Annotated in this window: 7 protein-coding genes; 1 reads left to right on the top strand and 6 read right to left on the bottom strand. The window is 37.0% G+C overall.

Annotated elements, in window-relative coordinates:
- Positions 1-284 precede the first annotated feature (284 nt).
- From priA to HZR84_01630, 3 genes are all read right to left on the bottom strand, one after another.
- Positions 285-2,768 carry a primosomal protein N' gene (priA, locus tag HZR84_01640; protein QNL20702.1) on the bottom strand — a complete coding sequence of 828 codons (2,484 nt, stop codon included), beginning with the start codon at positions 2,766-2,768 and terminating at the stop codon, positions 285-287.
- 97 nt (positions 2,769-2,865) lie between these two features.
- The gene (locus HZR84_01635; protein ID QNL20701.1) at positions 2,866-5,274 is read right to left on the bottom strand and encodes a PspC domain-containing protein; all 2,409 of its coding nucleotides are present in this window, start codon (positions 5,272-5,274) and stop codon (positions 2,866-2,868) included.
- On the bottom strand, positions 5,271-5,624 hold the full coding sequence (locus HZR84_01630; GenBank protein QNL20700.1) for a PadR family transcriptional regulator: 354 nt from the start codon (positions 5,622-5,624) through the stop codon (positions 5,271-5,273). Before HZR84_01630 ends, HZR84_01635 begins: the two co-directional genes overlap by 4 nt.
- A 239-nt stretch (positions 5,625-5,863) precedes the next feature.
- Between HZR84_01630 and HZR84_01625 the strand changes: the two genes are divergently transcribed.
- A complete protein-coding gene (locus tag HZR84_01625; GenBank protein ID QNL20699.1) occupies positions 5,864-10,810 on the top strand; it encodes a T9SS type A sorting domain-containing protein in 4,947 nt (1,648 codons plus the stop codon).
- Here the strand turns inward: HZR84_01625 and HZR84_01620 are convergent.
- From HZR84_01620 to HZR84_01610, 3 genes are read right to left on the bottom strand one after another with little or no spacing between them, the layout of a single operon-like run.
- Positions 10,800-11,294, bottom strand: a complete 495-nt coding sequence (locus HZR84_01620) for a dihydrofolate reductase (GenBank protein ID QNL20698.1) — start codon at positions 11,292-11,294, stop codon at positions 10,800-10,802. The genes HZR84_01625 and HZR84_01620 overlap by 11 nt on opposite strands.
- Entirely contained in the window at positions 11,291-12,211 is a 921-nt protein-coding gene (locus HZR84_01615; GenBank protein QNL23158.1) for a methionyl-tRNA formyltransferase, read from the bottom strand. The genes HZR84_01620 and HZR84_01615 overlap by 4 nt, the downstream gene beginning before the upstream one ends.
- Positions 12,211-13,416 carry a DUF1343 domain-containing protein gene (locus tag HZR84_01610; protein QNL20697.1) on the bottom strand — a complete coding sequence of 402 codons (1,206 nt, stop codon included), beginning with the start codon at positions 13,414-13,416 and terminating at the stop codon, positions 12,211-12,213. The genes HZR84_01615 and HZR84_01610 overlap by 1 nt, the downstream gene beginning before the upstream one ends.
- Positions 13,417-13,428 lie beyond the last annotated feature (12 nt).

The following is a 13,428-nucleotide window of genomic DNA, read 5'->3' as shown; positions in this document are numbered from 1 at the left end:
CGCTTTATGTAAAGTTAAAGATTTTTTGATATCCATTTAAAAAGTTAAATTCTGTTTAATGGAAATATATTTTGCCTAACGTCTGTATAAAGTCTACCTACGTTATACTTCGGTAGATAAACATGCACTTTATTTCAATTATAGCAAAAATTTACTCTCTGATCCGTTTTGAGCCTATTGAAACGTTTAAAACGTTTATAAGCGCTTTAAACGCTTATGTAAATCTGTAAATTAAGGATAGTGAATTATTCAAAGGATTTTGGTAAGTGATCTGCTTGCGGAATTTAAACCGGATCTACATCAATAATAACCCGAAGATTCGGTGCAGTTTTCTTTTTTTCAAATGGTTTGATCTGCTCTTCAATTAGTCTTTTTATTGCAGAAGGCTGAATTCCTTCTCGTTCATATTTTACAAATATTTCACGGATATAAAGATTCCGAATTCTCGCTACAGGGGGTTCTTCTGGACCCAATACCCTTTTGCTTCCGAGTTCTTTTATTAACATTGCGGCAAGAAGCCGTGAATCATTTTCAAGCTCACCTTGATCTCGACTTTTGAGTGTAAGTTTTATAATCCTGCTTATTGGCGGGTAGAAAAAGCGATTTCGTTCGGCCAATTCCCATTTGTAAAACCCATCGTAATCGTTTTTATGAATAAAAGAGAAGAGCTCATGATCTGGCATGTTGGTTTGCAACATGACTTTTCCCTGATTGCTTTTTCGGCCAGCACGACCTGAAACCTGTGTAATTGTCTGAAACGTTCGTTCTGTAGCCCGAAAGTCGGGAAAGAACAATAATCGATCAACTCCAATGACCAATACAAGTTCGACATTATCAAAATCCAGACCTTTTGTGACCATTTGGGTGCCTACCAGAAAATCAACCCTTCCCGAATCGAAAGCTTCCAGAATATTTTGATGAGCATATTTGCCTCGTGTCGTATCAAGGTCCATCCTTTGAATTCCCGCATCCGGAAAAAACAGTTGTAATTCTTCTTCAACCTTTTCCGTACCTGTACCCATAGTTTGGAAATGGGAGTGATTGCAACGCGGGCATCGGTTGGGCGGCTCTTCATAAAACCCGCAATAGTGGCAACGCAATTGTCTGGAATATTGATGTAATACCAGCGATACATCGCATTGATGGCACATTGGAATGTATCCGCATTGCATGCATTGTAAATAAGGTGAATAACCGCGTCGGTTTTGAAAAACAATAGCTTGTTTTTTATCATCCAGCGTTTTTTGAAGGGCGTCCAAACTTTGTTTGGTGAAAATGGATTTGGTTAAGCCTTTAATTTTTGCTTCTCTAAAATTTTGAAGAATTACCTTTGGTAAGCTTGAATCTTTATGAAAACGCTCATTCAGTTCTACTTTCCCCCATTTACCTATTTCACACAAAAAATTGCTCTCCAATGCCGGTGTTGCAGACCCAAGCAAAACTTTTGCTTTGTGCATTTGTGCTAGCATAATGGCACTTTCCCTTGCGTGATAGCGCGGGGCAGGATCGTGTTGCTTGAAAGATGAATCGTGTTCTTCATCGATAATGATCAGCCCCAGATCTTCAAAAGGAAGAAAAAGAGAAGATCGAACACCAACAATGAGTTTATATTTTTCTTTTTTCAGATTTTCCCAGATTTCAACCCGCTCATTATCTGAAAAACGCGAATGATAAACGCCAATGTCATTGCCAAATACTTTTTTAAGTCTTTCTACAATGTGCGTGGTAAGTGCAATTTCCGGTAAGAGATAAAGACATTGCTTTCCTTTTTCAATGATATCACTAATGAGTTCAATGTAGATTTCTGTTTTACCACTTCCGGTGATACCTTTTAATAAGACTATATCTTTTGTTTCCCATTCCTTTTTAATTTCCTCTAGCGCTATCGACTGATTTTTTGAAAGACTAAATGACCTTACTTGATGCTCCACTTCTGGAAAACGCGAAATTCTTTGATCAAAGAATTCCATATAGCCATTTTTGACCAAAGTGTTAATTGAAGACTGGCTTGCACCTTGTTTAACCAGTTCAACATTTGGAACCCCTTTGGAGTTATTTGATGGGTTTTCAAGAATCCCTGACTCTTTTAGGTATAGCATGAGCACGTCAATTTGCTTTTCACGCGCACTCAATTCTTCAAAAAGGCCCTCAATGATTTCAGAATTATTATAATCTTCAATCATTCTTACTTTTCGAATCTTTTTGGGTCTGTAGCGATCCACTACTTCTTCAAAAAATGCGATAAACTCTTCATCAGCTAGCTTTTTTAACAAGCGACCAGGGTTAATTTTATCGAGAAGTGCAGCAACCTCAGCCACACTCATTTGCTCTTTATCAGATAGGTACTTCAGTAAATTATATTCCAGATCTGATAATTCAACACTGCGATTTTCCCAGCTTTTATCAATTAACTCAATTCGCGATTCGCTGTTTATTTTTAAACCTGAAGGCAAGGCTGCTCTCAAAACTTCACCGGGATAACACATATAATACTTATGCATCCATTCAATCAACTTGAGCTGAAAAGAATTAATAATTGGTTCATCATCGGGAATTTCCAGCACCTCTTTAAGCTTTGGATGTGGTTTGGCACTCTGAAAAATAGCTGATATAATTCCTGTATATATCTTTTTTCTACCAAATTGAACAATTGCTCTTGAGCCAATTTGTGCTATTTTAATATCCTTTGAAGAAATAATATATTGAAATGTCCCTTTAACAGGCAGGGGTAGGATAATTTCGGCAATATAATGTTCAGAATTAGACATTCGTTTCGAATCTGATGCAAAAAAAAATCCCATCCAAATGGACGGGACTTTTTCAGCTTAACTTGACCTAAATTAACAATTGTTGACCTCCAAATTGTTATCTTTTATTAATATCACTTATCCCTGCTGTTTTTTCATCAACATTTTTAGGATTGCCGTAATAGTTTATTTCAGAAACGCCTGCAGCATATGCTGTGAGATAATTCGTGACATTTACTGTCGCCTCACTTTTGCCAAAAGCCTTGATGTCGGCGTCTTCAGCAATAAGGTCCCGGGCATCTAATTCTGTTTTTCCTGCGAGATTGGCTTCAAAATATTCCGCTGAACCTGAAATTTTAGCATCAGCAAGCCCTTCGAGACTCAAATCCAGATATGAAAAATCCCCACTTATTTCAGCATCAGAAAATCCAGCCATTTCTAATTTGAACCTGTCAAGGTTGATGTCTTTAACCCTGAGATCATTATGTCCATAAATATTCAATTCTTTAATATCTGCAGTACTAATATTGATAAAGACAGGTGCTCTTCCTCTAAAATCAAAATCATCCTCAAAATCTTCTACATAGATCTCCAGATTTCGATCATCACTATCATAATCAAATTCTACATCTTCCACTTTTGATCTTCTCCCGATTACTTCTACCTGAGATATTGAATCCTGACTTAGATTAATCTTGTATTCACCCTTGATGGTAATAGATATCATACTATCAGCGATGTCAAATACTTTGGTAAAATCCGTATTAGAACCAGTGTAATTGCCATTTTCCAAACTCGGATCACAGGTAAGGCAAGTCAGGTCATCAAGATTGTTAAATACAAATACATTATCACCCATGTCGCTTTCGCGATAATCATAGTGATAAATGGTTCTGTAAATAATTTCATCCAGAGTCTCCTTCATAATGAATTTCTGTCCGGTCGGCATATACATGGTCATATCAAGTCTTTGATCTCTGAATACAGCATTTTCTGTGAATTCGATATTTGAATCGAAAAGTATAATACTATCATTTCTGGTAATATTATAGGTGATCATTTCCGAATTCTTAAGCGCATCGCTTTTGCTTGATCCATTCGAACTGAATTCCTTGATGATCTTTACAGTTGAATCCTTATGAGGACGAATTGTAAGATGAACAAAACCTCTTATATCAGAGTCCAATTCATTCACGTCCAATACAAGATGATTTTCCATGGCTTCAAAGGTTTCAACTTCCGTTCTGCTATTGTCTTCAATGAAATTGCTGACTACAATAGGAATGACTGACAGGCTTATAGATACTGCAATAATCCATACACCAAACATGGACCATGCTGCTGTAGATGAAGTTTGAGCCTTCATTGTAATTATTCTAAGCCCCAATAATCCCAAAGCTAATATTGGAATCCCAATTGCGAATATTCCTGCTATCGCAACATAACCGGGGACAATTGAAGACACCAATTGAACAGGTAAGCCGTCAAAAACAACCTCGGGCGAAATAAATAATCCCAGTAAAGCGGCGGCAATAACCAGAACACTCAACAAAGTGAAAAAGGCAAATATCATAAAGAATAATCCGATGATCACTCTTAAAGCTTTCCCCATCACTACTAGTAATGGGCCAACTGCTTTACCTAAAACTTCAAATACTTTACCAATTAACCTGAAAGGGAAGAGCAGAATTGTTACCAATGCATTTTCTTCTTTGTTTGGGTCACCTTGTAAGCCCTTTTTTACAGAGGTTTCAATATTTGAAAGTGTAACAGGGTCACCTTTCATCTGCATTTTTTCGGTCATGGTTTCAGCCTCCGGCGCTATTAGCCATAAGACGATATATATAATTACACCTGAACCGAAGAAAAGAACAGAGAGTACAAAAATTAATCTGACGATAGCCACATCAACGTTGAAGTAGGCCGCCAAACCACTTGATACCCCACCGATAACTTTATCGTCCGGATTTCTGTACAGTTTTTTAATCCGCTTATCTTCTTCCAGATCATCTTTTCCCGGTACTGCAATCCACAGTGCGATATACACAATTAGTGCTAGCCCCGATGCAGGAGGAATGATTAGGAAACCAAAGAATACAATGAGAAAAAGAATTCTTGTCCAGAGTGCATCCACTTTAAAGTAATGTGCCAAACCTGCACAAACTCCTCCAATTATTTTTCTTTGTTTATCCCTGTAAAGCCTTTTATTTCCTTCCATCTCCGTTTCAGATGATGCTGATTCAAATTCCTCATCACCCTCTTCCATACTGGCAAAATCACTTACAGTACCCATTGTTACAATGAGTTGCTCAACATCTTCAGCATTAATGACCTCCTTGTCTTTATTTAACTTGGCTGAGAATATTTCGGCGATTCTGCTTTCGATATCGCTGATGATTTCAGAATAATCATCATACTTTTTGAAGTAAGTATTAATCTGCGTCAGATAGTTCTGAAGCTTTTCATATCCGTCTTCTTCGATATGAAAAATAATACCACCTATATTTATGCTAATATTCTTTTTCATGATTTCTTCTTATTGGAATTCTTAGAGTTGGAAATAATATTTTCTGTAGATTCTACCAGTTCTTTCCAGGTAGTATCAAGATTCTTTAAAAAATTTTCACCTTCAGGTGTTATGTTATAATATTTTCTTGGGGGACCTGAAGTTGATTCTACCCACTTATATTCCACCAAACCGGCGTTTTTTAAGCGAGTGAGTAGGGGATATAGCGTGCCCTCCACTACCATAATCTTGGCAGATGTCAATTCGCCTATCAAATCCGATGCGTAGACCTCTCCGCGGGAAATGATATTCAGGATACAATATTCGAGGATCCCCTTCCTCATTTGCACCTGTGTGTTTTCGAGTTTCATTCGCGTTTTTTTTTAAGTTAAAGGCAAATATATAAAAAGGTACTATGTAATGCAAAGTACAGGGTTAAAAAATGTACTAGGTATAAGTAAATGTTTGCTTAAAGGGCTTTTAAGGCAGAAAAATTTTTTAAATTATTTTAGGAATTACATTTTCAAGTAGGGAAGTATTAATAAAATAGAGAATATCGAACCTCTGAATTACTTTAGCAGTTTAATATCTTGAATAGGACAAACATCCCTTGAAAGTTTTAATAAATATCTTCCTTTTAATTGCTATACAATTTAATGTATTGGCATCAAATCCATGGATGGACTATTCTATGTCCTACTTTAAGATTAAAGTAGCAAAGGATGCTCTATATAAACTGGATCAAAATGACTTAGGCACTGCCCTGGCTTCTGCAGGTTTTAATATTGCAACCATTGATTCTAGCAAATGGGCCATTTTTTATCGGGGTCAGGAGATGGCCATTCATTATGAAAATGGAGACATTTACTTTTACGGCAAACACAATGATGCAAGCCTTGATACCGGTTTGTATTTTGAAGGAGGTCTTGCCAATCCTTATTTGAACATGTTTTCTGACAGCAGCGCTTATTTTTTGACTTGGTATGTGGACGCCAGAACAGGAAAACGCTTTGCTATTTCAAATGTGAGCAATCCAATCAATACGGACTATCACTTCGCAAATACACACTGGGAACCAAGCTCTTATCGTTATAATCCGGGTGAAAATTACAACAGCGATAATAGCGCTTTCTTATATATGGGCTCATTTCAACCCGGGGAAGGATGGTCCGGCGCATACAGTACTTCATCCATACAAATGCTAATTGATTCAATTACTAACTTCTCAAGTACGGGTCCTGCTCCATTATTAGATGTCCGATTGATAGCAGAGGGGAAGTTAAATAATTCAAGTTCAATTTCACTGGGAAACAGCAGTCCCAGAGTATGGAATTCCAATGTTTTTAAAAATCAAGCTGGCCCGGTTAAAATTGATGGCGAAATATTGGCCTCTGATATTGAAAATAACAGTCTGAAAATAGACGCTACAATTAATTCAGGTGCGTTTTCACCAACCCATGCCGAATTGTTTTACCCTCAGAATATTGGAATGTTTGGCTTGCAATCAAAAGTTTTTGTTCTGGATTCGAGCTTAGGCAATGAAATTAGCTTTAGCATCGATGATTTGAATATAAATTCAGCTAATGATGTTTTTGCTATTGATATCAGTGACCCGTTTAATCTTAGCTTTTGTGAAACAAGCTACAATTCACTTTTAAGTGAACTTAAAGTGGAAATCAACAATGCAAATGTCATAAAGCGCAAAATATTGATATGCCAGCGATCATCGATTGCAACTATTTCGGAAATTGATTACAGAGATTATCAAAATCTCAGTAATCCTGACCAGGATTTTATAATGGTTTATCCCAATCAATTTGATTCGGTGGTCCAGCTTTACTACGATTTTCGAGGTTCTTCACAGGGAGGAAACTTTAAACCTTTGAAAATTGAAATAGAGGAAGTTTTTGATCAATTTTCATTTGGGGAAAGTAGTCCTGTTGGTATAAGAGAACTGTGCAGATATATGCATAATAATAGTTCTGCGAGTTCCAATTATTTATTCCTGATTGGTAAAGGTTTATTTTTTAATCAAACGGTGAGGATCAATAATGTCGTATACAGATACCGGTTTAATCCCGAGCTTTTCACTTATAAAAACTTAGTACCAACTTTTGGTTATCCGGGCGGCGACTGGCCTTATGTGATGAATTTCAATCCACAGAATCCCAATGAAATTGCATTTGGTGTTGGCAGAATAGCATCCCGTACTCCACAACAGGTATTGGATTATCTTAATAAAATCAAGGAATTTGAGGATCCTGTTAATAATGGTTTATGGAGAAAGCGAATGCTTCACTTGAGTGGCGGTGTAACGGAATTAGAAATCCAAAGATTTTACAACCACGTCAATCAATTCAAGGCCATTGCAGAGGGCCCATTTCTTGGTGCTGAGGTCCAAACTATAAATAAAACAGAACCGGCGGGAGTTCAGAATATTTTTATAGATACAGTTATTAATCGCGGAATTTCACTTCTGACCATGTATGGTCACTCAAGTGCACAATTTAATGACATAGAAATCGGAGATGTAAATGATCCCAATCTGAATTATAACAACAGCGATGGGCAATACCCCATGTTTATCATCAATGGTTGTGAAACAGGAAGAATTTATGAAACTTTTGAATCCTGGGCACAAAATTGGATCAATGTGCCTGCAAAAGGAGCTTCTTTGATGCTGGCTCATTCTTTTGATGGATTTGACCCCATATTAAAATTTTACACAGAGCATTTTTATAAAACAGCTTTTGCTGACAGTTTGTATTTCGGCAAACCCGTTGGTGATATTTTAACTGAGTCATCAAATAATTTTAAAGATGAATACTCGGCCTTTTATGGGAAGTTCATACAATCGCAATTAGAACTTATGACTTTACAGGGTGACCCGGCACTTAGAATAAGCGGAGGATTAGGCCAGGCGGATTATGCCATTGACCAATCTGGAATAATTGCCAGAAGTTTTGATGGTACTGCCATAACTACTAATACAGACTCATTTCAATTGCTTATTCCTTTAGAAAATTTGGGTCGGTTTTCGGATGAATTTGTTGGTATTCTGGTCGAGCGCCAATCGCCGGTCAGCTCAATATTTGATACCGTTTATATCCCTTCTTTTGGATATTCTGATACCGTATTTTATACCATATACAATTATCCCGATAATTCAAGTCTTGGAGGATTGAATGAATTCTCCATAAGGCTGGATCCGGGCAATTATATTTCGGAGAGCGATGAAGTAAATAATATCGCTTCCTATAGTCTTCTCTTGCCTGTACAATATGTTCGAAATATAAGTCCGGTCAATTTTGGAATAGTATCAAATAGTTCTGTGCGTATGGTTTCAAGTGCCCAACTGCCAGAAGGTGTTTCTTCGATTCTTTATCAATTTGAGCTCGACAGTAGCTATTTGTTTGATAGTCCTTTTAAAAAAACCTTTCAATACCAAAGCGGAAACACCGGAATCTGGAATTTAGAACTGCCTGCTCAAAGCCTCAGCGATACTTCCGTCTATTTTTGGAGAAGTAAAAAACTGGAAGATACCATATGGTCCGGAAGTTCATTTACTTATATAGAAGGAAGCAATTCAGGATGGTCTCAAAGTGTTTATGGCCAGTTTATCGACAATGAATATTCCGGAGGATTGCGGTTAAACGATTCCAGTAGAGAATTGGAATTCCTGGATTTTTCTTCAGATCTGGAATTGCGTTTTGCAGGCCAAAAAGGTAATTATAGAGATACCACCTTAATAAAAATTGGCAATGCTCTGTTAAGAAAAAATTCTAATCTGGAAGCGCGTTCTTGTGCTGCAAACCGAATGCTCTTGGTGCGAATAAGTGGGCAAACCGGGCAACCTTACAGGGACCTTTCTCCTTGGGATGGACGAAATTGTGGTATCCAACCATTTGGAGTGCGTCAGTTTACCAATGTTGATATCCGGGTGGATAGTTTGGAAACCAGCCTTTTTAATTACATCAATGAAACCAATCCGGATGATTACATCATGCTCATGGCACACGGACTTATCAATTTTAATACCTTGAGCTCAGCACTGAGGGATACCTTGTCCTCTTTTGGTATTGATACTTTGTTATGGGATGACCTGGAGCGATTTGAACCCTTTATGTATTTGGGTCGGAAAAACTGGAACGGTTCATTTTATATTCGGGGAGATACCGCCTTAAGTCAGCCTATTGACTCCCAAGTTGTTGATTTGCCATATACGCTAACCGAGACTTACAGAAATGGGAGAATAAAAAGCGTTAGAATTGGCCCTGCAAAATCCTGGTCAAACATTGATTTTGATATCCATAAAGAACAAAATGATATATATCGCGTCGATCTTTTAGGATTGAAAAATAACGGCTATGAAGATTTGATTTTTTCCGATCTGACGAAAGGAGTAACAGACTTGTCAAGTATCGATGCAGATGCATATCCCTACATCTTTTTAACATCATATTTTGAAGACAGTATCGACCGAAGCCCCGCACAGTTACATCAATGGACCGTAATATATGAAGGTACGGCAGAAGGTCTTATTGATCCATTGGCGTTTGGAATTAACTATTATCAAAATATTTCAATTCAGGAAGGTGATACTTTGAACTTGGACTTTAGTTTTAAAAATATTTCTGAATTTGATTTTACCGATTCATTGAGGGTTACATTTTCAATTAATGAAACCGTTAATTCTGAAAAATATATTGATCCTCCAAAATCCGGTGATTCGAGCATTTTCAATTATGAATTAATTACAAGTGGCTTAATAGGTGATTTAACGCTACGAACGTTTGTAAACCCTTATGATGAAAGCGAATTATTTTATGATAATAATATTCTTGAGACTGATTTTAACGTTTTCGGCGATGAGGTCCCGCCAATCATCTCCGCAACTTTCGATGGAATTCGAATTGTAAACAATGATGTTGTCGCTTACAATACGGAAATAAGAATCAGTCTTCAGGATGAAAACCCCTTTCTAAAAATAAAAGACTCTTCAGCCATCTTTTTTGAATTATATAAAACCGAAAACTTTGTTGATTCATTGCTATCCATCTCCGATGAGAACATATTGATCATACCTCAAACAAACACTGAAAATTTTCAATTAATCATTTTTGCAGATAGTTTGTACGATGGAGAATATAAATTAGAATTCAATGGTAGAGATGCAAGCGGAAACCTTGCGGGCGTATTTCCTAAGGTGATTGAGTTCCAGGTTCAAACAGCAATTCCAAGTCAATATGATGAAATTAGCATATTTCCTAATCCATTTAATTCATCACTTAATATAACTTTCAATTTAAGTGGTAAGGATAAACCTGAGCATTTTGAAATTTCTTTTTATGATCTGCAAGGTAGAAATGTGTTTAGAAAGGATATAACTGAACAGATAAAATTGGGAAATAATAAAATTGAATTCTGGAACTCAGATAATTCAAATAAAGAAAATCTTCGTCCGGGGATGTATATCTATCGAATACAAATTGAAGGCATTGGTTCCGATGGCTTAATTTCAGCACCTTTGGTTGGGAAAATTTTATTTAATCCTTGATTTTTTCGTAGACTAAAAAAGTATAGTCATAAGGGTTTTTTTCATCGGAACTGTTCTTTTTTGAAGAGATCAGTTGCCATCTTTCTCCCGGTTCAGGGAAGTAAGTATCTCCCTCAAAAACACCGTGAATTCGTGTAAGATAAATCCTGTCCGCAATTGACATTGCCTGTTTGTAAATACTCGCCCCACCAATTATAAATACCTCATCGTCACCATGATTTGAAGCCCATTTTAATGCATTGTCTATGGAATTGAAAACTTCGGTTCCTTCCGGTTTATAGTTATCTCTTTTGCTGACGATGACATTCGTTCTGTACTTCAAAGGTTTGCCCAGAGATTCAAAAGTCTTTCTTCCCATAATTATAATATGGCCTTTAGTTTTTTCTTTGAAATAGCGGAAGTCGGCGGGCATATGCCAAACCATTTCATTGTTTTTTCCAATTACATTGTTTTCAGAAGCTGCAACAATCATTGACACTTTCATATCCTAAACCCCTTTAATAAATCATCCACTTTCATTCTTTTCTTACTTTCCAGTTGAACATCCTTTAGCCAAATTATGCCATCACTACAATAGAAACCCAATTTGGTTTTATTATCAGTAATTGTTTTGCCCAAAGGCGAATTGTGTTTTGTTTTTTCTTTCTCGGCCCAGTAAACTTTTAGTTTTTTATCATCAATTCTGGTCCATGCACAAGGGAAAGGCGACATACCCCGTATAAAATTGAATAGCCTATCGCAATCGCAATTCCAGTCAATTTCACTTGTCTCCTTAAATATTTTAGGTGCCTTTGGATCTTTATCTGAAAAGTCTTGTTCAAAGGTCTCAACGGTTCCATTTTCAATAGATTTCACCGTCTTTAAAACCAGATTACTGCCCTCATGCATTAGTCTTTTATATAAAGTCCCCGCAGTATCATCATCCCTTATTTCTTCCTTTTGCTGATCAATAATATCGCCTGTATCAATTTCGTGTTTAAGAAAAAAAGTACTTAATCCGGTTTCTTTTTCCCCATTTATAATAGCCCAGTTAATGGGGGCGGCTCCTCGATATTTTGGAAGGAGGGAAGCATGCAAATTGAAGGTGCCCAATTCCGGCATACTCCATACCGATTCCGGCAACATTCGGAATGCAACAACAATTTGTAAATTGGCATTGAGACTTTTAAGTTCCTCCTGAAATTCTGCGGCTTTTAAATTTTTAGGTTGAAGAATTCTTAATCCGGCTGCTTCGGCTGCTTTTTTCACAGGTGAAGAATTTAACTTTAAGCCTCTTCCCGATGGTTTATCAGGAGCTGTAATAACAGCAACTACATTGTACCCTTGCTCGATCAGTATTTCCAGACTCGGTACGGCAAAATCCGGCGTTCCCATAAATACGATTCTCAATTCTTTCTTCATCATTCAAAATCTTCGTAGAGAAGGTATTTTTTTCTTATTTCCTTAAATTCTTTTATATCGGCAATCCAACTTTTGCTGATTAATTCAGCACTTTTTCCTTCTTCTATCCATTTTTGGATTTGATCATTGCCTATTAATTTCCTGAAATAAGGATTAAAAAATTTACTTTTATCGGAAAAAGCATTGTAAGCATCGATCAAATATTTGAGAGTAAATCCAATCTCATTGACATCTCTTAAATCCTTACCATAACAATTCTGATTCATGTATTTTGGCTTGCTGGCATGCCCCGGCAAACTTCTTGGCGTAAAAGCAAATGACATTGATGCAAAGGATGGATGACCGTAAACCTGAAATGGAAAATGCGTTCCTCTTCCAACTGAAATAGCAGTCCCTTCGAATAGACAAAGGGATGGATACAATTTTATGGATTGGCTGTTGGGTAAATTTGGAGAAGGGCTTACCGGCAAATCGTATTTTCTTAAGTGATCGTAGTTTTTACATGGGATGACTTCCAAGATGCATTGCTTTTTTGAATATATTCCATCGCCAAGCCATCCTTCTTCATTGATCATTTTTGCCAATTCACCGACAGTCATTCCATGAACAATTGGGATAGGGTGGAGCCCGACAAATGATTTATGACTCAATTCTAATACAGGCCCATCCACGTAGTGACCATTCGGATTGGGGCGATCCATAACAATAACTTTTTTATCATTCTCGGCACAGGCTTGCATGACATAGTGCATTGTGCTGATATAAGTATAAAACCTCGCGCCTACATCCTGAAGGTCAAATACAATGACATCCAAATCTGAGAGGTGTTCGGGAAGTGGTTTTTTTTGATCACCATAAAGTGAAATAACAGGCAGGTTTGTGTGGGGATCTATCCCGTTTCTTACTTCCTTACCGGCATCCACATTTCCCCTCAGACCGTGTTCAGGAGTAAAAATTCGTTTTACCTTGATTTTAAGACTCAAAAGTGTATCGACCAGGTATTGATCATTCACCAGGGATGTTTGATTCATTACCACGCCCACTTTTTTACCCACCAATAAGGGAATGTATAATTTTGTTTGTTCCGCACCAACGATGATATCATTGCTTTGCTCATCATCCCAGAATTGAGCACTGGAAAAATCACTTATAAATAGTGTAAGTATTAAAAGTATATTGGGTAAAAATATTTTTTTAATCTTCATTTGTGAGCGAAA

Source organism: Hyphobacterium sp. CCMP332 (genome assembly GCA_014323545.1).
GTDB lineage: Bacteria > Bacteroidota > Bacteroidia > Cytophagales > CCMP332 > CCMP332.
Note: the sequence above shows the minus strand (reverse complement) of the source record. Positions and strands in the feature narration are given on the sequence as shown.

What these genes read in the sequence shown, in the direction of transcription:
- priA (QNL20702.1), bottom strand. Translation starts at nt 2,768, where the DNA reads ATGTCTAATTCTGAACATTATATTGCCGAAATTATCCTACCCCTGCCT.
- HZR84_01635 (QNL20701.1), bottom strand. Translation starts at nt 5,274, where the DNA reads ATGAAAAAGAATATTAGCATAAATATAGGTGGTATTATTTTTCATATC.
- HZR84_01630 (QNL20700.1), bottom strand. Translation starts at nt 5,624, where the DNA reads ATGAAACTCGAAAACACACAGGTGCAAATGAGGAAGGGGATCCTCGAA.
- HZR84_01620 (QNL20698.1), bottom strand. Translation starts at nt 11,294, where the DNA reads ATGAAAGTGTCAATGATTGTTGCAGCTTCTGAAAACAATGTAATTGGA.
- HZR84_01615 (QNL23158.1), bottom strand. Translation starts at nt 12,211, where the DNA reads ATGAAGAAAGAATTGAGAATCGTATTTATGGGAACGCCGGATTTTGCC.
- HZR84_01610 (QNL20697.1), bottom strand. Translation starts at nt 13,416, where the DNA reads ATGAAGATTAAAAAAATATTTTTACCCAATATACTTTTAATACTTACA.